Source organism: Promicromonospora sp. Marseille-Q5078, assembly GCF_050315395.1.
Taxonomy (GTDB): Bacteria; Actinomycetota; Actinomycetes; order Actinomycetales; family Cellulomonadaceae; genus Isoptericola.
This window is the reverse complement of sequence record NZ_JBNPQG010000001.1, coordinates 2,499,247-2,518,318: the sequence shown is the minus strand read 5'-3', so window position 1 is coordinate 2,518,318 and position 19,072 is coordinate 2,499,247. Positions and strand designations below refer to the sequence as shown.

General features: G+C 72.7%; 18 protein-coding genes and 1 pseudogene. 12 read left to right on the top strand and 7 right to left on the bottom strand.

Annotated elements, in window-relative coordinates:
• The first annotated feature begins 10 nt into the window (after positions 1-10).
• From ACQFYA_RS11715 to ACQFYA_RS11700, 4 genes are read left to right on the top strand one after another with little or no spacing between them, the layout of a single operon-like run.
• Entirely contained in the window at positions 11-1,270 is a 1,260-nt protein-coding gene (locus tag ACQFYA_RS11715) for a family 1 glycosylhydrolase (RefSeq protein ID WP_499124289.1), read from the top strand.
• Positions 1,267-3,924, top strand: coding sequence for a family 78 glycoside hydrolase catalytic domain (locus tag ACQFYA_RS11710; protein WP_499124287.1), 2,658 nt, complete (start codon positions 1,267-1,269; stop codon positions 3,922-3,924). Before ACQFYA_RS11715 ends, ACQFYA_RS11710 begins: the two co-directional genes overlap by 4 nt.
• A 46-nt stretch (positions 3,925-3,970) precedes the next feature.
• Positions 3,971-4,807, top strand: a complete 837-nt coding sequence (locus tag ACQFYA_RS11705; RefSeq protein WP_499124286.1) for an SDR family NAD(P)-dependent oxidoreductase — start codon at positions 3,971-3,973, stop codon at positions 4,805-4,807.
• Positions 4,804-5,643: a sugar phosphate isomerase/epimerase family protein gene (locus tag ACQFYA_RS11700; protein ID WP_499124283.1), complete on the top strand. Its 840-nt coding sequence runs from the start codon at positions 4,804-4,806 to the stop codon at positions 5,641-5,643. The genes ACQFYA_RS11705 and ACQFYA_RS11700 overlap by 4 nt, the downstream gene beginning before the upstream one ends.
• 9 nt (positions 5,644-5,652) lie before the next feature.
• Here ACQFYA_RS11700 and ACQFYA_RS11695 read toward each other — a convergent pair whose 3' ends face one another.
• The 3 genes from ACQFYA_RS11695 to ACQFYA_RS11685 all read right to left on the bottom strand — a co-directional run bounded on the left by ACQFYA_RS11695 (position 5,653) and on the right by ACQFYA_RS11685 (position 9,952).
• Complete coding sequence (locus ACQFYA_RS11695) at positions 5,653-7,317, bottom strand: FAD-binding protein (protein WP_499124281.1); 1,665 nt, start codon at positions 7,315-7,317, stop codon at positions 5,653-5,655.
• Between the two features lie 798 nt (positions 7,318-8,115).
• The gene (locus ACQFYA_RS11690) at positions 8,116-8,829 is read right to left on the bottom strand and encodes an SDR family oxidoreductase (protein ID WP_499124280.1); all 714 of its coding nucleotides are present in this window, start codon (positions 8,827-8,829) and stop codon (positions 8,116-8,118) included.
• A gap of 46 nt (positions 8,830-8,875) precedes the next feature.
• Positions 8,876-9,952: an alkene reductase gene (locus tag ACQFYA_RS11685; RefSeq protein ID WP_499124278.1), complete on the bottom strand. Its 1,077-nt coding sequence runs from the start codon at positions 9,950-9,952 to the stop codon at positions 8,876-8,878.
• A gap of 165 nt (positions 9,953-10,117) precedes the next feature.
• Between ACQFYA_RS11685 and ACQFYA_RS11680 the strand changes: the two genes are divergently transcribed.
• Positions 10,118-10,720, top strand: a complete 603-nt coding sequence (locus ACQFYA_RS11680) for a TetR/AcrR family transcriptional regulator (RefSeq protein ID WP_499124276.1) — start codon at positions 10,118-10,120, stop codon at positions 10,718-10,720.
• A gap of 28 nt (positions 10,721-10,748) precedes the next feature.
• Here the strand turns inward: ACQFYA_RS11680 and ACQFYA_RS11675 are convergent, their stop codons facing one another.
• Together ACQFYA_RS11675 and ACQFYA_RS11670 are read right to left on the bottom strand one after the other, a co-directional pair.
• Positions 10,749-11,612, bottom strand: coding sequence for an alpha/beta fold hydrolase (locus ACQFYA_RS11675; RefSeq protein ID WP_499124273.1), 864 nt, complete (start codon positions 11,610-11,612; stop codon positions 10,749-10,751).
• A 70-nt stretch (positions 11,613-11,682) separates the two neighbouring features.
• Positions 11,683-12,678 (bottom strand): NADP-dependent oxidoreductase, encoded by a 996-nt coding sequence (locus tag ACQFYA_RS11670; RefSeq protein WP_499127509.1) that lies wholly within the window; start codon positions 12,676-12,678, stop codon positions 11,683-11,685.
• A 464-nt stretch (positions 12,679-13,142) separates the two neighbouring features.
• Here ACQFYA_RS11670 and ACQFYA_RS11665 point away from each other — a divergent pair.
• Both ACQFYA_RS11665 and ACQFYA_RS11660 read left to right on the top strand, forming a co-directional pair.
• Positions 13,143-13,640, top strand: a pseudogene (locus tag ACQFYA_RS11665) (glycoside hydrolase family protein); the annotation flags it as partial.
• Entirely contained in the window at positions 13,579-13,905 is a 327-nt protein-coding gene (locus ACQFYA_RS11660; RefSeq protein WP_499127507.1) for a GH32 C-terminal domain-containing protein, read from the top strand. The pseudogene ACQFYA_RS11665 and the gene ACQFYA_RS11660, both read left to right, overlap by 62 nt.
• On the opposite strand, the gene ACQFYA_RS11655 is transcribed toward ACQFYA_RS11660, so the two are convergent.
• Complete coding sequence (locus ACQFYA_RS11655; RefSeq protein ID WP_499124270.1) at positions 13,868-14,446, bottom strand: hypothetical protein; 579 nt, start codon at positions 14,444-14,446, stop codon at positions 13,868-13,870. The two genes, ACQFYA_RS11660 and ACQFYA_RS11655, sit on opposite strands and share 38 nt — an antisense overlap.
• A gap of 257 nt (positions 14,447-14,703) precedes the next feature.
• Here ACQFYA_RS11655 and ACQFYA_RS11650 point away from each other — a divergent pair, with 257 nt between their 5' ends.
• The 3 genes from ACQFYA_RS11650 (at position 14,704) to ACQFYA_RS11640 (ending at position 16,088) form a co-directional block, all read left to right on the top strand.
• Positions 14,704-15,138 carry a maltose acetyltransferase domain-containing protein gene (locus tag ACQFYA_RS11650; RefSeq protein ID WP_499124268.1) on the top strand — a complete coding sequence of 145 codons (435 nt, stop codon included), beginning with the start codon at positions 14,704-14,706 and terminating at the stop codon, positions 15,136-15,138.
• Positions 15,135-15,299: a hypothetical protein gene (locus tag ACQFYA_RS11645; RefSeq protein ID WP_499124266.1), complete on the top strand. Its 165-nt coding sequence runs from the start codon at positions 15,135-15,137 to the stop codon at positions 15,297-15,299. The genes ACQFYA_RS11650 and ACQFYA_RS11645 overlap by 4 nt, the downstream gene beginning before the upstream one ends.
• A 135-nt stretch (positions 15,300-15,434) precedes the next feature.
• Positions 15,435-16,088, top strand: a complete 654-nt coding sequence (locus tag ACQFYA_RS11640) for a hypothetical protein (RefSeq protein WP_499124264.1) — start codon at positions 15,435-15,437, stop codon at positions 16,086-16,088.
• Positions 16,089-16,106: 18 nt separating this feature from the next.
• Here ACQFYA_RS11640 and ACQFYA_RS11635 read toward each other — a convergent pair whose 3' ends face one another.
• Positions 16,107-17,096, bottom strand: a complete 990-nt coding sequence (locus ACQFYA_RS11635; protein ID WP_499124262.1) for a LacI family DNA-binding transcriptional regulator — start codon at positions 17,094-17,096, stop codon at positions 16,107-16,109.
• 178 nt (positions 17,097-17,274) lie between these two features.
• Here ACQFYA_RS11635 and ACQFYA_RS11630 point away from each other — a divergent pair, with 178 nt between their 5' ends.
• Positions 17,275-17,799 carry a TRAP transporter small permease gene (locus ACQFYA_RS11630; RefSeq protein ID WP_499124260.1) on the top strand — a complete coding sequence of 175 codons (525 nt, stop codon included), beginning with the start codon at positions 17,275-17,277 and terminating at the stop codon, positions 17,797-17,799.
• A complete protein-coding gene (locus ACQFYA_RS11625) occupies positions 17,796-19,070 on the top strand; it encodes a TRAP transporter large permease (RefSeq protein WP_499124259.1) in 1,275 nt (424 codons plus the stop codon). Before ACQFYA_RS11630 ends, ACQFYA_RS11625 begins: the two co-directional genes overlap by 4 nt.
• The last annotated feature ends 2 nt before the right edge of the window (positions 19,071-19,072 follow it).

The following is a 19,072-nucleotide window of genomic DNA, read 5'->3' as shown; positions in this document are numbered from 1 at the left end:
CGCCGACACCATGACCGACACGACCGACACCGCTGCGACCCCCCGCACCACCGCGTTCCCGGACGCGTTCCTGTGGGGCGCCTCCACCGCCCCCCACCAGATCGAGGGGGGCAACGTCGGCTCCGACTTCTGGGCCAACGAGGGGCGGGTGCCCGGCATGGAGCGCAGCGGCGACGCCTGCGACTCCTACCACCGCTACCGCGAGGACATGGAGCTGCTCGCCGGCGCCGGCTGCACCGCGTACCGCTTCGGCGTCGAGTGGGCCCGCATCGAGCCGGCGGAGGGGCTGTTCTCGAACGCCGAGCTCGCCCACTACCGGCGCATGATCGACACCGCGCTCGAGCTGGGGCTCACCCCGGTGGTGACCCTGCACCACTTCACCAACCCGCGCTGGTTCGCCGAGCGCGGCGGCTGGCTCGCCGACGACGCGGTCGACCTGTTCACCCGGTACGTCGAGCGGGTGGCGCCCATCCTCGACGGCGTCGAGTGGGTCGTCACGATGAACGAGCCCAACATGCTCTCGATGATGACCGCGATGGCGCGGGACATGGCGCGGAAGGCGTCCGCCGCGGCGACGCCTGCTGAGGGCGGGGACGAGTGGACCAGCCCCACCGTCGACACCGGCTCTCGCCCCCGCCGGCTGCCCACCCCGGACCCCGAGATCGGGAAGACCTTCGTCCGCGCTCACCACGCCGCCCGCGAGGTGCTGCGCGCCAGGACGACCGCGAAGGTCGGCTGGAGCGTCGCGAACCGGGCCTACGAGGCCCGGCCCGGCGGCGAGGAGAAGATGAAGGAGCTCTCGTGGGTGTGGGAGGACCTGTACCTCGAGGGCTCGGCCGGGGACGACTTCGTCGGCGTGCAGTCCTACTCGGTCCAGTACGTCACGGCCGACGGGATCGAGCCCTACCCGGACCACCCGGACAACACCCTGGTGGGCACCGCGTACCGGCCCGACGCCCTCGGGGTGGCGGTGCGCCACACCCACGAGGTGACCGGCCTGCCCATCCTCGTCACCGAGAACGGCATCGCCACCGCCGACGACACCCGCCGCATCGCGTACACCACCGGGGCGCTCGAGGGGCTCGCCGCCGCCATGGCCGACGGCATCACGGTGCACGGCTACCTGCACTGGAGCCTGCTGGACAACTACGAGTGGGGTCACTGGGCGCCCACCTTCGGCCTCGTCGCCGTGGACCGCGAGACCTTCGTGCGCACGCCCAAGCCGAGCCTCGCCTGGCTCGGCGGCGTCGCGAAGCGAGGGCACCTGTGAGCCTCTTGCTCCAGGTCGACTCCGGCGGCGACCAGTTCCCGGTCACCGGACCGGCGCCCCGGCTGTCGTGGACCCTGCCGACGTCGGTCGGTGCCGTGGCCGGGGCGCTGCTCGAGGCCGAGGTGGACGGCGAGGCGCTGCCGCCGCGCGACGTCGGGCCCGCGCATCGGTTCGTGCCCTGGCCGTGGGAGCAGCTGCCCAGCTGTGCCGCGGTGCGCTGGCGGGTGTCGGTGCGCGGCCGGGACGGCGAGGTCGTCTCCGACTGGTCGGACTTCGAGGCCGGGCTCGCCGACGCCGACTGGCGGGCACGGTGGATCAGCCCCGTCGAGGCAGGAGACCCCGGCTACGGTGAGCGCCCCGCGCACGTCCTGGCCACCACCTTCGCCGTCCACGGCGCGGTGGTGCGGGCACGTCTGTACGCCACGGCGCTGGGCGTGTACGAGGCGTTCGTGAACGGTGAGCGGGCCGGGACGGCGGTGCTGAACCCGGGCAGCACCTCGTACGAGGACACGCTGTATGCCCAGGTCAGCGACGTCACGCAGGCCGTCCGGGCGGGGGAGAACCGGCTCGAGGTGGTCCTCAGCGACGGCTGGTTCCGCGGACAGGTCGGCGCGTTCCGGATGCCCGCCGGTTGGGGCACGACCCTTGCCGCGCGAGTCGAGCTGCACCTCGAGCTCTCGGACGGCACCAGCACCGTGGTCCGCAGCGACGGCACATGGACCTCCGCGCGCTCGAGCATCACGCGTGCCGACCTCATGGCGGGGCAGAGCACGGATCACGGCCTCGGGGTCCAAGCCCCGCAGCCCGTCCTCGTCGACCAGGTCGCGGCGCCGCCGATCACGTTCTCGCCCGCCCCGCCGGTGCGGGTGGTCGAGACCCGCGCTCCGGTGCGGTCCTGGCAGAAGGCCGACGACACGTGGGTGCTGGACTTCGGTCAGAACGCGTCGGGATGGCTGCGGGTCGACGGGCTCGGGCCGGAGGGCACGCGCACTGTGATCGACCACGGCGAGCACGTGGGCCCGGACGGCGACCTCGACACCTCGCACCTGGACTCCTCCGGGGACGGTGGCGCCGTTGCGTTCTCGCAGCGCGACGAGGTCGTCTCCGACGGCGTCACCCGCGCGTTCGAGCCGCGCCACACGGTGCACGGCTTCCAGTACGCGCGCATCCGCCGGACAGGCGCGCCGCTGGACCCGGCCGGCGTGACCATGCAGGTGGTGCACACCGACCTGCGACCCACCGGCACCTTCGCATGCAGCTCCCCGGAGCTGAACCGCCTGCACGAGATCGCCGAGTGGAGCTTCCGGGGCAACGCGGTGGACGTCCCCACCGACTGCCCCACCCGCGAGCGGCTCGCCTGGACCGGGGACTACCAGGTGTTCGTGTCCACGGCGACGCGGCTCTACGACGTGCTCGGCTTCAGCCGCAAGTGGCTGCAGTCCGTCCGCGACGACCAGGTGGACGACGGCCGCATCCCGAACTTCGCCCCCGACGGCCGGCGCATCAAGCACCACCTCGACGACCGGCTCGCCATGATGACCGGCTCGGCGGGATGGGGGGACGCGATCGTCGCGGTGCCGTGGGAGCTGTACCGGGCCTACGGCGACTCACAGGTGCTCGCCGAGAACTGGGAGTCGATGGTCCGCTGGGTCGACTGGCAGCTGATGTCGGCCCGGACCACCCGCCACCACTCCCGCCAACAGCGCTCCGAGACCCCCGTCCCGCACGAGGAGTACCTCTGGGACGGGTCGTTCCACTGGGGCGAGTGGACCGAGCCCGTGCCGAAGGGCCCCGACGGCACCCGCCAGGACCCGATCAAGGTGAACCCCGTCGCCTGGTTCATGGCCGACAAGGGCGAGGTGGGCACCGCCTACCTCTACCGCAGCGCCGCCACGCTCGCCCAGATCGCCACGATCGTCGGTCACGACGACGCCTCGGATCGGTACGCGGCGGCGGCACGGAAGGTGCTCGAGGCCTGGCGGATCGAGTACCTCCGGCCCGACGGCCGCACCGCCACCGACACCCAGGCCGCGTACGTCCGGGCGCTGAGCTTCGGGCTCGTCCCCGCCGAGCTTCGGTCGGCGGCCGCGGACCGGCTGGTCGAGCTCGTCGCCGCGGCCGGCGGCCACCTGACCACCGGGTTCCTCTCCACCGGTGACCTGCTGCCGGTGCTCGTGGAGACGGGGCACGCCGACGTGGCCTACGACCTGCTGCTCCAGACGACCCCGCCGTCCTGGCTGTCCATGGTCGAGCAGGGCGCGACCACCATCTGGGAGGACTGGGAGGGCATCGACGCCGACGGCGAGGCGCACGAGTCGTTGAACCACTACAGCAAGGGGGCGGTGGTCCGCTTCCTGCACACCCACGTCCTGGGGCTGCGCCAGGACCCGGGCTCGGTCGCGTGGGAGAGCGTCGTGGTCGAGCCGGTCCCGGGTGGCGACCTGACCTGGGCCCGCGGCACGCACGACGGGCCGCAGGGCGAGATCGCGGTGGCATGGCGGGTCGAGGGCGGCGCCTTCGCCCTCGACGTCACCGTGCCGTCCGGCACGACCGCGCAGCTGCGGCTGCCCGACGGGTCGTCGTCCACCCATGGGCCCGGCCGGGTGCAGGTCGCCTGCCCCGCCCCGACGGTCGCGCCCGCCGCCTCGGCGTGACCGCTCAGCACGTCGACCACCCGTTCACGAACGAAGGATCCCCACCATGCCCGTGCCCGACGTCTCCACGAATCCCCTCGCCGACCTCATCAGCCTGCGCGGCCGCGCCGCCGTCGTCACCGGGGGAGGGCGCGGCCTGGGCAAGGCGATCGCGAGCCGTCTCGCCGAGGCCGGCGCGAGCGTCGTCATCGGCGACCTCGACGGCGCACTCGCCGAGGACGCCGCCGCGGAGCTCGCCGCACGCCACGGCGCCGACGTCGTCGGTGCCACGATGGACGTCACCGACCGGGCGAGTGTGCGCGCCGTCGGCGACCTGGTGGACGACCGCTGGGGGCGCGTCGACGCCTGGGTCAACAACGCCGGCGTCTTCCCGAGCGTCGCGCTCACCGAGATGAGGTTCGAGGACTGGGACCGGGTCTTCGCCGTGAATGCCCGCGGCGTGCTGGTGGGCACGCAGGAAGCCGCCCGGTTCATGACGCACCAGGAGCGGGGCGGGGTCGTCGTCAACGTCGTCTCCACCGCGGGGTTTCGCGGGAGCGCGCCGGGCCTCGCCGCCTACGTCGGATCCAAGCACGCCGCGCGGGGAATCACACGGCAGACGGCGCTCGAGCTCGCGCCGCACGGGATCCGCGTGCTGGGCGTGGCGCCGAGCTACGTGCCCACCGAGGGCAACCTCCTCGCGGCCGCCGCGGCGATGCCCGAGGGCGTCGAGCTTCCCGATCTGGCGGACCTCCCCGACGACGTGCCGCTGATGATGACGTCCCCGGCAGGCCGCACCGGAACACCCGACGACATCGCTCGTGTCGTGCTGTTCTGCGTGAGCGACCTGTCGATGTACATGACCGGCAGCACGCTGCTCGCGGACGGCGGCACCACCGCATGACCATCCTCACGACCACGCCCGAGATCGCCGTCCAGCTCTACTCGGTCCGCGACCACCTGGGCGACGGGGCCGCGCTCGACCAGACGCTGGACCGCCTCGCCGCCCTCGGCGTCGGCTCCGTCGAGCCGTTCACGGTCTTCGACGGCCGGCTCGCCGACGCACTCGCCCGGGCGGGCCTGGCGGCCCCGACCGCCCACTCGCCGTTCTTGTCCGACGAGCTGGAGCTCGGCGGGCGCACCGTGTCGCTCCCGCCCGCGGAGGCGGCATTCGAGGCCGCCCGCGCGCTGGGCACCACGACCCTGATCGACCCCATGGTCCCGGCCGACCGGTGGCGGACGTCCGACGACGTCGCCCGCACGGCGGAGCGGGCGAACCGCGCCGCCGAGCAGGCGGCGGCGCTCGGCCTGCGCCTCGGGTACCACAACCACTCGTTCGAGTTCCACGCCCGGATCGAGGGCCGGTCCGCCTACGAGCACTTCGTCTCTCTGCTCGACGACCGGGTGGTGCTCGAGGTGGACGTGTTCTGGGCGGCCGTGGCCGGCCAGGACGTGCCTGCCCTGCTGCGCCGCCTGGGCGACCGGGTGGTGGCGCTGCACGTCAAGGACGGCGTCGTCACGCACGACCCGTTCGCCGCGGCAGGGCGACACGACGGGCAGTCCGGCGGGTATGACGCCGCGTCGCTCGACCAGCGGCCCGCCGGCCAGGGCGAGCTGCCGCTGGGCGCGATCCTCGACGCTGCGCCGGGCCGCGAGCTCGACGTCGTCGAGTACGACCACGCCCCCGGCGACGCGTTCGCGGCCGTCGACGCCTCGGTGCGCTGGCTGCGGTCGCACTGAGGGGCCGGCTCAGCCCGCGTCGGGTGCCGCGTCGCATGCCATGAAGCGCGCGGCGCGGAGCCCGAAGACAGCGGCGGGCCCGATGGTCGCGCCGGGCCCGGGGTAGGTGCGGCCCATCACCGAGGCCGACGAGTTCCCGGCCGCGAACAGGCCGGGGATGACGGTGCCGTCCTCGCGCAGGGCCCGCCCGTCGGCGTCGGTCACGACCCCGCCCTTGGTGCCCAGGTCGCCGACCACGAGCCGGTAGGCGGTGAACGGCCCGTGCTCGAGCGGGGCGAGGTTCGGGTTGGGACGGACGGTGGGGTCGGCGTAGTAGCGGTCGTAGGCGGAGTTGCCGCGGCCGAAGTCGCCGTCGATCCCGGCGCGGGCGAACCCGTTGAACCGCTCGACGGTGGCGCGCAGCGCCCCGGGGTCGACGTCGATCGCAGCCGCGAGCGCGTCGAGGTCGCGGCCCCTCACCTGGATGCCCGCCTCCTTCATCGCCCTCACGGCGCGCGGGTCCATCGCGAAGGTACGGAAGTACTTCAGCGGGTAGCGGCCGTCGACGATCATCCAGTACGGGCCCTTGCCGCCGTCGTGGGCGAGCATGTGGTGGCCGAGGTCCACGTACGACTCGGACTCGTCGGCGAACCGCTCGCCGTGGGAGTCGACGATGATCGAGTGCGGCATCGACCGTTCGCCGACCACGAACGTTCCCTGGCGGCTGCCGGGCAGGGGAGCGATGGAGGCGCCCCACCACGCGTCGTCCATGAGCTCCAGCGCGGCGCCCGCCTCCCGGGCGGCGGCTATCGGGACACCGAGGTTGCCGGGGTTGCCCGAGGGCGCGCCGTCGATCCCGTGGTACTTCTGCCGCCACTCGGGGTTCGACTCGAAGCCGCCGCCGGCGATCATCACGCCCCGGCGGGCGCGGACGGTCACCGTCCCCGACGGGCGGGCGACCCGGGCGCCGACGACACGGTCGTCCTCGACCACCAGGCTCTCCAGCGGAGAGCTCAGCCACAGGGGCACGCCGCCGTCGACCAGCACGGCCTTGCCGAACGCGGTCGCCCACGCCGTGCCGATGCCCACCAGACGCTTCCCCGTGACGAGGCCGCCGGCGATCCGCCCGACGACCTTCGCGCCGCGGACCATCCCGGAGGCGGTGGACCAGGCGCGGTTCAGCAGCCAGACGTCGTCGGTCATGGCGGGCAGCGCGACCGTGACGCGCAGGGTGTCCCACAGGTCCCCGAGGGCCTTGGAGTCCAGCGGCTTGACCTCGATGGCGCGCCCGATCTTGCCGCCCGGCAGCTCGGGGTAGTAGTCGGGGGTGTCGGTGGCCCGCGCGAACACCACGCCGTGCCTTTCCGCCGTCGCGACGAAGTCGTCGACGCCGTCGACGAACGCCTCCTTCCGCGCCCGGTCCGACGCCCGCCCGACGTCGCCCACGCACGCCTCGAGGTAGGCGAGCGCCTCCTCGCGCGAGTCGGCCACGCCGGCGCGGCGCATGAGCGCGTTGTTCGGGAACCACATGCCCCCGCCCGACATGGCGGTGCTGCCGCCCCACCGGTCGGTGGACTCGATCATCAGCACGGACATGCCCTCGTCCACGGCGCCGAGCGCCGTGGACAACGCCGCACCGCCCGACCCCACCACCACGACGTCGTAGATCTGTCCGTCGGTGCTCTCGCTCGTCACGCTGTGCTCCCCTCGACTAACCGGACATCATTGTCCGGATCGTGGTGACAGCCTGCCCGTCCGTGTGGGTGACGTCAACCGATCCGGCGGGGTCTGGCCATGAAGCGAGGCGGCGCCAGAACTCACCCTCTGACGCCCGCGCCTGCTGACCGCGCCGAGCAGGAGTGGGGTAGGGGGTCGCACAACACTCCGTTGCGAGGAACCGGTGGGACGGCCGGTGCGCTACGGGACGAGTTCCCTGCCGTCCCTCGCATCGAGGGGATCGCTACGGTGGATGCCACGGACTCGCCAATAACGACTCCGTCCCAGCTGTGTCCGGCTCACTGAATTGCGGATCGTTGGCCCACTGGTGGCCCACGGCAGGTCCAGAAGCACCGACGATGCTGGTCAGAACGACGGACGTTGCTTGTTCGAACCCAGTATCGCCCACCCGACACAGAAGGCCCCCTGACCAGCGGAGATGCTGAGCAGGGGGCCTTCGTCGTGGCGCTGTGGGCCAATCGGCAGCGCGCTGACCTGCGGTGATGAGTTGGCCCACGGATCGGGGTTGAGTTTCCCGTATCGTCCAGCGGCTGACCTGCGAAGACGTGGAACGCGAGCACGGCCGCAGGCGCGGCGCGACGGGTGGCGGACGCCGGTCGTGCTCCGGTCGCTCCAGGGTGCGGAAAGGTCACGGCACCGCAGCCCACATGTCACGGATCCGCGCAAGAATCCCGGCCGAAGGCGCCAACTCGAGGTGGCCCTGATGTAGCGCACGAGTCTCCGGACTCGCCCGGGGCGATTCACCCCCTTGTCGGGTTACTCCTTCGCCGCCAACTGCGGGTAGACGGCTTCGACCGGGGCGGAGAGGGCGGCCTTGGCCTGGACGGAGGCCTCGTCCGCCAGGACCTCCAGCTCGCCGGCCTCGGTCGCGTCGAGCACCGCGCTGACGAGGACGGCGGGGTTGAGCTTCGGGTCGGTGCTGCCTGACGCCATAGGGGTGTCGACCCAGCCGACGTGCACCCCGACGACCTGGACCCCGGAGGGCTGGAGCTCGAGCCGCAGGGAGTTCGTCGCGGACCACAGCGCGGCCTTGGTGGCCGAGTAGATGCCGGCCACGGCGTACCAGGCGAGGGCCGAGTGGATGTCGATGATCGCCGTGTTCCCGCCCCGGGCGGACAGGAGCGGCGCGTAGGCACGGGCGAGGAAGAGCGGGCCCAGGAAGTTGGTCTCGACGTTGCGACGGATCTCCTCGTCGGAGTGCGTGAGGATGCCCGTGCTGGACACGCTCGCGCCGGCGTTGTTGATCAGCACCGTCACGTCGGGGGCGGCCTCGACGGCCGCCCGGACGGAGGCCGGGTCGGTCACGTCCAGGGTGAGCGGCACGACGCGGTCGTCGTCCCAGTCGCGAGGGGTGCGTGCGGTGGCGTACACCTTCGCGGCGCCGCGGGCGAGCGCTTCGCGGACGAAGTGGGTGCCGATGCCGCCGTTCGCGCCGGTGACGAGGACGACGGCTCCGTGGAGCGAGGTCATGATGGTTCCTGTTCTCTGAGTGGGTCGGTGGTTGCGGGCCTGGGCGTCAGGCGTGGGTGAGGACCGGGTAGTCGGTGTACCCGGTGGCGCCGCCGGTGTAGAGCGTGGCCGGGTCCACCTCGTTGAACGGTGCGCCGTGCTGCAGCCGCTCGACGACGTCCGGGTTGGCGAGGGCGAACCGGCCGAGCGGCTCGACGTCGGCGAGCCCGGCGTCGATGTCCGCCGCGATGCCGTCGCGCTCGCGCCCGTACCGGACGACGAGGACCGCGGTCGGCCACACGTCCCGGAAGGAGCGCAGCAGCTCGTCGTCGCCGAGGTGGTGCACGTGCAGGTAGGCGAGGTTCAGCGGGGCGAGCTCGCCCACGAGGTAGCGGTACTGGGCGCGCACGGCCTCGGCGTCGCCCTCGTCGAGACCGCCGAGCGGGAACGCGGGGGAGATGCGGATACCGGTGCGGTCGGCGCCGATCTCGTCGGCCACGGCGCGCGCGACCTCGATGACGAACCGCGCCCGGTTCTCGACCGACCCGCCGTAGGAGTCGGTGCGCTGGTTGGCGTTCGGGGCGAGGAACTGGTGCAGCAGGTACCCGTTGGCGGCGTGGATCTCCACCCCGTCCGCCCCCGCGGCGACCGCCGAGGCCGCCGCGTGCCGGAACTCGCCGATCACGTCCTGGATCTCCTCGCCGCTGAGCTCCCGCGGCGCGGGCGTCTTCTGGGGGCCGGTGGGCGTGTAGATGTCCTGGTCGGCAGAGATCGGTGACGGCGCGACCGGCTGCCGGTGGTGCGGGGTGTTGTCCGGGTGGGAGATCCGGCCGACGTGCATGAGCTGGACGAACAGGTGGCCATCGCCTGCGTGCACGGCGTCGGCGACCTTCCGCCACCCGTCGACGTGCTCGGGCGTGTAGATGCCGGGGGTGTTGACGTACCCCTGCCCGTCCTCCGACGGCTGCGTGCCCTCGGTGATCAGCAGTCCCAGGGAGGCCCGCTGGCCGTAGTACTCCGCGGCGAGCTCTCCGGGGGTGCCGTCGGGGTGGGCCCGGTTGCGGGTCATGGGGGCGAGCGCGAGTCGGTGCGGCAGCTCCATCCGGCCGAGGGTGAGCGGCTGCCAGAGAGAGGAGGAGATCATGCGGGTGTGGTTCCTTTGCGTCGAGCGGGTCGCCACCGCCTCCGGCGCAGGGCCGCGGTGGTCCGGCACCAGGGTGGGAGGATGACCGGGGCCGTATCCCAGCCCACGTGACAGTGACTACACTCAGAACTGAGGCAAGTCAGAGACTATTCCCCAGGAGGGCCGATGGCGGTGGCGTCCCAGCCGCTCGGGCGACGCGAGCGGAACAAGCAGGCCAAGCTCGAGCGCATTACCGCGGCGGCGAGCGAGCTGTTCGCCGAGCGCGGCGTCGACGACGTCACCACGCAGCAGATCGCGGACGCGGCGGACATCGGCACCGGCACCCTGTTCCTCTACGCGAAGACCAAGGGCGAGCTGCTGCTCCTGGTGCAGAACGCGCACTACTCCGCGGCGCTCGAGCGTGGCCGTGCCGCGGCCGCGGACGCGCCGACGGCGCTGGACGGGGTGATGGTGCTCGTGGACCAGATCGCGGAGTGCAACCGGGTCCAGGTCGACAACGGCCGCACCTACCTGCGGGAGATGGTCTTCGGCGACCCGAGCGAACCCCATCACGCGGAGGCGCTGGCGATCGTCGCCCGGACGGAGGAGGCCGTCGCCGGCGTCCTGACGGGTCGGGCGCAGGTGCCCGCCGCGGAGGCGGCGACCCTGGCCCGGGTGGTCTCGGCCATCCTGTTCGTCGAGCTGGGGGCCAGCCTGAACGCGGGCTCGAGCATCCCGGAGCTCCTCGCGAGCATCCGCGCCCAGGTCGCAGCGATCCTGCCCGGCTGACCGCGCTGCCGGGACGATCCCGGCGCGCCTACGCGGCGAGGAACCTCGCGGCGACAGGGGCGAAGGCCTCCCAGAACTGGAAGATGCCGCCGTGCCCGGAGTTCGGGTAGATGATCAGCTCGGACCCCTTGATCCGCTGGTGCAGGTCGGCGGAGAGGATCGAGGGCACCATGCGGTCGTGGTCGCCGTTGGAGATCAGCGTGGGCTGGGTGATCACCGACAGGTCGGACGGGGCGGAGCGCCCGTACCGCTGGATGGCCTTCAGCTGGGTGCGGAACGCCTTGAGGCTGATGTCCCTGTCGCGGTCCGTGGCGCGCTCCTTGAGCCGCTCGACGAACTCCTTCCCCGCCCGCTTGCCGACCTTGTCGCGGTTGAAGAACAGGAACTCCTTCGGGTCCGACCGGGTGAGCGTGGCACGGAGCATGTCCCAGTACGTCACGCCCACGACCTTGTCCATGTCCTTGCCCCCGCGTGGCCCCGTACCGGTGAGGACGAGCCTGCGGACGAGGTCGGGGTGCTTCACGATCAGGTCCTGCGCGATCATGCCGCCCATCGAGAACGAGAAGACGTCGATCGTGTCGAGGCCGAGCGCCGTGATGAACGCGTAGGCGTCGTCGGCCGCCTCCTCGATGGTGCCGGGGACGGTTCCGGAGGACGCTCCGACGCCGCGCTGGTCGAACGTGATCACGTGACGGTTCTTCGCGACGGCGTCCACGAGGCGCGGGTCCCAGTTGTCCAGGGTCGCCGCCAGGTGGACGAAGAACACGACGGGTATCCCGCGGTGCGGGCCGAGCTCGCGGTAGGCGAACGTGACATCTCCCGTGGTGACAGACCTTGTCGGGGCTTCCGCGTACGAGGTGATCGCCTCGCCGGTGCTGCCGGTGGTGCTCACGATGATGACTCCTTCGATCGGTCGTCGATCTGACTGCTGGTGGCCGTTGCGGGCCGGGGGGGGGGGGGGATCAGGGACCGGTGATCACGACCTTGCCGCGGAGGCCGCCCTGGACCAGGGCGTCGAGGGCCTGCGGGGTCCGGTCGAACGGGAAGGTCTTCCCGACCACGGGCCGCAGGGTGCCGTCGTCGACGAGGGCGGCGATCTGCCGCAGCTGCTCGCCGCTGGCGTGCATCCACAGGAACTCGTAGGACACCCCGAGCTTCTTCGCCTGCCGGCGGATCCTTCCGCTGAGCGCCGTGATCGCCAGGCGCAGCACCGGGTTCAGGCCCTGCGCCCTCGCGTAGGCCGGGTCGGGCGGGCCGGCGATGCCGATGACCTTCCCGCCCGGTCGCAGGATGCGCAGCGACGTGGCGAGGTTCTCCCCGCCGAGGCTGTCGAGGACCAGGTCGTAGCCGGAGAGCTCGGCCTCGAAGTCCTGGGTGCGGTAGTCGACGACGACGTCCGCGCCGAGTTCGCGGACGAAGTCGGCATTCTTCGCGGAGGCGGTGGTCGCCACCTGGGCGCCGAGGTGCTTGGCGAGCTGGATCGTGACCGACCCGACCCCGCCGGCACCCGCGTGGACGAGGACCTTCTGGCCGGGCTGCACGTTCCCTCGGACCACGAGCGCCTGCCACGCGGTCAACGCCACCAGCGGCAGGGACGCCGCCTCGGCGGGGCCGAGAACGGCGGGGGCGTGGGCGAGGTCGGCCTCGTCGATCGCGATGCGTTCCGCGAACGTCCCGATCCGGCCGTCCCGCGGCCGGGCGAACACCTGGTCGCCCGGCCTGAACCCGGACACACCGGGGCCGGTGCGGACGACGGTGCCGGCGACGTCGTGCCCGAGGGTGAGAGGGGTCTTGGAGGGCAGGATCGCCTTGAACTCGCCCTCCCGGATCTTCTCGTCGAGCTGGTTCACACCTGCCGCCGCGACGCGCACGAGCACGTCGTGGTCGCCCACGGTGGGCTCGGGCACTTCCGCCTCGTGGACGGGCTGCTTGTACTTGTCGAACACGAACGCTCGCACGGTCTCTGTCTCCTCGGTCGGTCGGGTGCTGGTCGGTCGGCGGTGCAGGAAGTGGGAGACGAGCTCGGTGGCGGCCTGACGGTTCTGGAGCACGACGCCGTGCCCGGAGCCGGGAAGGATCCGCACCTGCCGCGCGGACGAAGACGCCGGTCATCCGGGTCAGTCCCTGGCCGCCCTGCAGGCCGGCCCAGAGGAGGACGATCCTGTCCACCAGGTCGGGCGCGAGGCGGACGACCTCCTGGGCGACCATGCCGCGCAGCGACCGCGACGGTCCGCGTCGGGGCGTCGTTGACGCGCAGCGGCGTGCTACCTGCTCCCCGCGACGTGTGCTCCATGGGTGCCCTTCCTCTCGTCCGCGAAGACCACGTTCACGTCCGATGGGCCGAGTATACTCACATATGAGTCGACTCAGTAACTCTCGCGGGATGGCGTCGTGATATTCGGCACGCGCTCACGCCACCGGCGGCGTCTGGGAGTGCCCCGACCTGTTCCCCCTGTCGGTCCGTGGGACCGACCGGACGCGCTGGGTGATGATCGTCAGCCTCAACCCGGGCGGCGTCGCCGGCGGCTCCGGAGTCCAGTACTTCGTCGGTGACTTCGACGGGACCACCTTCGTGCCGGACGGGCCCGGGGACGGGCCGCAGGGGGCCGACTGGCTCGACCACGGCCGCGACTACTACGCGCCCGTGTCGTTCGACGGGGTCGCGGACGGACGGCGTCTCACCGTGGGCTGGGCCAGCAACTGGGACTATGCGAACGACACCCCCACCGCGCCGTGGCGCTCGACGATGTCGCTCGCACGCGAGCTCGAGCTCGTCCGCACGCCCGCCGGACGTGATCGCGTCGTCCAGCGGCCGATCCTTCCCGAGGAACCCCGCGACGGGCTCGTGGTCCACGAGAATCGAGATCCCGACCGACGGGGTCCGGAGGCACGAGATCCTGCTGCACGGCGACGGACCTGACGCCGTCGTCCTCACCGTGGACGCGGCGGCGCGGACGCTCACCGGCGACCGTCGGTGCAGCGGGGACACCGAGTTCCACCCGGCGTTCCCTTCCGTCGACACTGCGCGGCTGCACGACCTCGGCGAGGCCGTGGACCTGACCGTCGTCGTGGACGGGTGCGTGCTCGAGGTCTACGCCTGCGGCGGGCTCTCCACCCTGACCCAGGTGATCTTCCCGGCCACACCCCTCACGCGGCTCTCGGTGCGCGAGGTCGCAGCGGCATGAGTGAGCTCATGGTCGTGGGCGAGGCCCTGGTCGACGTCGTCGAGGACCGCATCGGGGTCCGCACGGAGCACCCCGGCAGCAGCTCGTCGTGGTGGTCGGGCCGGCCGGCGGCCTCGGGCGGACGCCCCGTCGGACCGCGGTCGGCGATGTCCAGGAGGGGACCTGCGTCGGGCCTGCCCGTCCCGTGCGTCGCCACCTGCAGGGCGGCGACGACATGCCGGAAGAAGCGGTGCGGGTCGCTGTCGAACTCGTCCACCGTGAGCCAGCCGACAGTGGTCCCGGTGTGGTGGCACCACTGGGCCAGGACCGAGGTCTTCCCGAAGCCCGCAGGTGCCGCCACGAGCGTCACCGGGCGGTCGACGGCGATCTCGTCGAGGCGCGACATCAGCCGGGCGCGCGGGATGATCTGGGCGCCGAGGTGGGGGACCGTCACCTTCGTGACCGGGGTCGAGAGGACCGCGTCGCCGGTGACCTGCGGCCCGTGCGCCGGGTTCGCCGTGGCGGCCGGCGCGCCGCGCGAGCGCTCGTCGGGGTTGCTCATCCTGGACCCGTGGCTCTCTGCCGTCGCCGCGCACGGCCGGCACGACGTCAGCGTCCGGCTCGGCGACAGTCCCCCGGACGCGTCTCGTCGAGTGTAGGAGCGTGCCGGGCGGCCTGCCCCTCCCGGGTGCGCCGGAGCCCGTACTTCACCCGGCCGCGGGAGACGTCGCGCGGGAGCGTCATGCTGCACACTGTGTGACCTGCGCCGACGCGCGTCGCGACGCCGCCGGCCTCGACCGTCCGAACGAAGGAGCAGACGTGAGCCTGACCGAGCAGCTCGCGCACATGGCGACCGGGCAGGTCTACGACGACCTGACGCCGGAGCTGATCGCCGCGCGGGTCGACGCGGTCCGTGCGACCGACGAGTACAACGCGTCGTACGGCGCCGACCCGGCGGAGCGGGAGCGGCTGCTGCGCGCGGTGGTCGGCTCGGCCGGTGCGGGGGCCGGCTTCGAGCCGACGTTCCGGTGCGAGTTCGGGCGGAACATCCACCTCGGCGCGCGGTTCTTCGCCAACTTCGACTGCGTGATGCTGGACGGCGCCCCGATCACCGTCGGCGACGACGTCCTGCTCGGCCCGAAGGTCGGCCTCTACACGTCGAACCACTCCCTCGACCTCCGCGAGCGGTGCACGGGGCGTGCACGGCCCGGCCGATCACCGTGGGCGACGGCGTCTGGATCGCCGCCGGCGTGACCGTCCTGCCCGGCGTGACCATCGGGGACGGGGCGGTCGTGGGTGCCGGCGCCGTGGTCACCAGGGACGTGCCGGCGCAGACCCTCGTCGCGGGGAACCCGGCGCGCGTGATCCGGAGGATCACGGACGCCGACCGCACGGGATACGTCCCGGTGCACTGACCGCGACATCGTGCCGTGGGCTCGGCGCGGTATCACTCGCGGCGCGAACGGGGCCGCGGACGTACGATCACCGAGCCGGGGGGCGGCGGCCGGGCGCCCGCACGGGCGCTCGCGGGCGACGTCGGGCGGGACGTGATGACGACCACGACGCAGGGCTCGGTCGGGCGCCGGCTGCGCCGGGAGGCATGGGGCTTCGCCGCCGGCTCGCTGTGCTTCCTCGTGGGCGCCCTCCCGCCGTACGTCGACCTCGTCGGCGCCGTCGCCGTCGGCGTGACGTTCTTCGTCGGTTCCCTGCTCTTCACGTCGGCGGCCGTGATCCAGCTGGCGCTGAGCGGTCGGCGGCCCCCGCGTCGCGGGTCGGAGCCGGCCGACCGGTGGGACTGGTGGGCAGCGGCCGTCCAGCTCGTCGGGACGGTGCTGTTCAACGTCAGCACCGGCGTGGCCCTCGGCGCGGCCGTCGCGGACCCCGGCAGCGTCGGCGCCGGGTGGCGCCCCGACGCCTACGGCTCCGTCGCCTTCCTCGTCGCCAGCGCCGCCGCGCTCGTCGCCGTCCGCGACCGGGGGAGCCTGTGGGACCGCGACGCCCGGACGTGGCACGGCACGTGGCTGAACATGCTGGGCTCCGTCGCGTTCGGCGCATCGGCGGTCGGCGCTTACGTCGAGCCCGGCAGCGGCGCGTACCTCAGCCCGTGGTGGTCGACGGCCGGGACGGCCGTCGGCGCCGTCTGCTTCCTCGTCGCCGCGCTGCTGTCCCGTCGCACGGTCGAGGTCGGGGCGGCGACCCGCTGAGCAGGGCGGACGGCCCGGTCAGGCGGAGGCCACGGGGCCGGACGACTCGCGCAGCACCAGCTGCGTGGGGAGCAGGATCTGCTCGGTCTCGCGCGTGGGGAGCCCGGAGAACCGGTCGATGAGCAGCTCCACCGCGAGCCGCCCGGCGTGCGCCCCGGGTCCGCCGAGGGTGGTCAACGAGGGGTGGACGTACTCGGCGGCGAAGATGTCGTCGAAACCGACCACGCTCACGTCGCCGGGGACCCGGACCCCGCGCTGCGCGAGCCGTCGGACGATCCCGATGGCCAGCAGGTCGTTGTGCGCGACGAAGGCGGTCGCGTCCGTGCGCAGCGCGCCGTCCGCCGCGGCCCCGCCGTTCGCGACGTTCGGGGTGTACGGGCCGACGCGGTGCGCCGTCAGCCCGTGCTCCTCGGCGCCGGCGCTGAGCGCCGCCCACCGCGCCGCGCCCATCCACGACCCGGGCGGGCCGGCGCAGTAGGCCAGGCTCCGGTGCCCGAGGGACGCGAGGTGCTGGAGGATCTGCCGGCAGCCCGAGGTGGTGTCGAGGGCGACGCTCGCCAGGCCCGGCACCTCCCGGTTCAGGAGTACGACGCGATGCTGCTCGGCCAGCTCCAGGAGCCGCTCGTCGTGCAGGCGGCTCGAGGCGAGCACGAACCCGTCGACGCTCGGCGCGAGGTCACGCACCTGGCTCGCCTCGATCCTTTCGGACTCCTCGGCGTTGACGATGACGAGGGTGGCGTCGGCGGCCTTCACGCGCTGCTCGGCGCCCCGGATGAGCTCGAAGAAGTGCGGGTTGGTGATGTCTGACAGCACCATCGCGACCGTGCGGTGCCGCCCCCCGGGCAGGGCGCGGGTCTGCGGGCGGTGCTCGTAGCCGAGCTCGGACGCCGCCGCCAGGACCCGCGCGCGGGTCTGTGCGGTGACGCGACCGGGCTTGGTGAAGGCCCGCGAGACGGTCGACGTGGCCACGCCGGCGGCCCGAGCCACGTCGTAGATGGTGGCGCTCACCCTCGTATCAAGCCATTGCGTGGCAACTTTGGCAACCTCTTGCACGGGTTGTCGGGCCGTTTCTATGGTTGCCGGGAGGACGAGAGCCGCACGACGAGGTACGGCCCGCGCCCGCCCACCCGACGACGCGTGGCGCGGCCGACCGGAAGGAGCACGTCACCGTGGACGTGAGCAGCGCATGAGGCGCGTGGTACGGATCCTGACCGCCCTGGAGCTCGCACTCGTGTGCCTGGCCCTGGTGATGATCTTCGTGCTGGTCCTGTACCAGGCGGCGCAGCGCCACCTGCCCGTGCCGAACGTGGTGTGGACCGGCGAGCTGTCGGAGTTCGCCCTGATCTGGCTGACCTTCGGCGCGGCGGGCGTGCTCGTGACGCGCGACGGGCACATCGCGCTCCAGCTCGTCGACAGGTTCCCGAACCCCACGGTGGTGCGGTACGTCCAGGTGCTTGCGATGCTGCTCGTGGCGGTGATCGCGGCCGCCTTCGCCTGGGCCTGCTGGGAGCTGGTGTCCTCGGCGGGGTTCCTGACGTCGCCCGCGCTCGGCCTGCCGATGTCCTGGGTGTACGCCATCACCCTCGTCGGCCTGGTGAGCACGACGATCCGGGCGCTTGCCCGTGCGGTCGCGATCGTCCGCCACGGGGTGCCGGTCCCCGACGAGCCCACGTCCGTCGCCCCGACGGCGACCGGGGAGGCGCAGGCATGACCGTCCTGCTGCTCCTGGTCGCGATCCTGCTGCTCCTGGCACTGCGGGTGCCGGTCGCGTTCGCCTTCCTCGGCCCCGGGCTGGGGTACCTGCTGATCGACGGGCAGTCGCTCGGGCTGCCGATGCGGCTGGTCGCGAACGCGACGGGGAACTTCGTGCTCCTCGCGGTGCCGCTGTTCGTCCTGCTGGGGGTGGTCGCGAACCACGCCGGCATCGCGGACCGGCTCTTCGACTTCGCCCTCGCCCTGCTCGGCAAGGTGCGCGGCGGCCTGGGCTACGTGAGCGTCGGCGTGAGCCTCGGGTTCTCCTGGATGAGCGGCTCCGCGGTGGCGGACGCCGCCGCCCTCAGCAAGGTCGAGGTGCCGCCCATGCTGCGGCACGGGTACTCGCACCGCTTCGCGATCGGCGTGGTGGGCGCGTCCGCCCTCATCGCGCCCGTCATGCCGCCGAGCATCCCCGCCGTGATCTTCGCCGGGCAGGCCGCCGTCTCCACGGGCGCCCTCTTCGCGGCGTCCGTGGTCCCGGCGCTGCTCATGGCCGCGGGGCTGTGCGTGGTCGTCTTCGTGCTCGTGCGCCGCGCCCGCGGCATCGAGCACGTCGGGTTCTCCCGGGCGAGGCTCGCGCGGGCCGGTCGGCGGGTCGTGCTCCCGATCCTCGCCCCGGTGATCATCCTCGGCGGGATCCTGGGCGGCCTCTTCACACCGACCGAGGCCGCCGCCGTCGGCGCGGCGTACATGATGGTGCTCGGCTTCGGGTACGGGACGCTGAAGGTCCGCGACCTGCCGAGGATCCTCGTCGAGACGGCGCTTACGACCGCCGCGATCATGCTGATCGTCGCGTCGGCCGCCCTGCTCGGGTTCGTCCTCGCCAAGGAGCGCGTCCCCCAGGCGCTGGCCGAGCTGGTGCTCGGCCTCACGCAGGACGGCACCGTCTTCCTGCTCCTCGTCATGCTGCTGATGCTCCTGCTCGGCACCGTGGTCGACGCGACGGCCACCCTGGTGCTCGTCGTCCCGATCCTCATGCCCATCGCCGCCCAGCTCGGCGTGGACCCCATCGTGCTCGGCGTCGTGATGATCCTCTCGCTGATGATCGGCCTGCTGACGCCGCCGGTCGGGACGGTGCTGTACGTCCTGAGCTCGACGCAGAAGGTCCCGGTGGGCGAGGTGTTCCGCGGGGCCCTGCCGTTCACCGTGCCGCTGGTCCTCTGTTGTCTGGCGGTGATCTTCGTGCCGGGCATCGCGACCTGGCTGCCGGCCCAGCTCGGGCTGTGACG

Coding starts and splice junctions, on each gene's coding strand:
- ACQFYA_RS11685 (WP_499124278.1), bottom strand. CDS start 9,952: ATGATCTCCTCCTCTCTCTGGCAGCCGCTCACCCTCGGCCGGATGGAG.
- ACQFYA_RS11700 (WP_499124283.1), top strand. CDS start 4,804: ATGACCATCCTCACGACCACGCCCGAGATCGCCGTCCAGCTCTACTCG.
- ACQFYA_RS11630 (WP_499124260.1), top strand. CDS start 17,275: ATGAGGCGCGTGGTACGGATCCTGACCGCCCTGGAGCTCGCACTCGTG.
- ACQFYA_RS11715 (WP_499124289.1), top strand. CDS start 11: ATGACCGACACGACCGACACCGCTGCGACCCCCCGCACCACCGCGTTC.
- ACQFYA_RS11655 (WP_499124270.1), bottom strand. CDS start 14,446: ATGAGCAACCCCGACGAGCGCTCGCGCGGCGCGCCGGCCGCCACGGCG.
- ACQFYA_RS11625 (WP_499124259.1), top strand. CDS start 17,796: ATGACCGTCCTGCTGCTCCTGGTCGCGATCCTGCTGCTCCTGGCACTG.
- ACQFYA_RS11680 (WP_499124276.1), top strand. CDS start 10,118: ATGGCGGTGGCGTCCCAGCCGCTCGGGCGACGCGAGCGGAACAAGCAG.
- ACQFYA_RS11640 (WP_499124264.1), top strand. CDS start 15,435: ATGACGACCACGACGCAGGGCTCGGTCGGGCGCCGGCTGCGCCGGGAG.
- ACQFYA_RS11690 (WP_499124280.1), bottom strand. CDS start 8,829: ATGACCTCGCTCCACGGAGCCGTCGTCCTCGTCACCGGCGCGAACGGC.
- ACQFYA_RS11705 (WP_499124286.1), top strand. CDS start 3,971: ATGCCCGTGCCCGACGTCTCCACGAATCCCCTCGCCGACCTCATCAGC.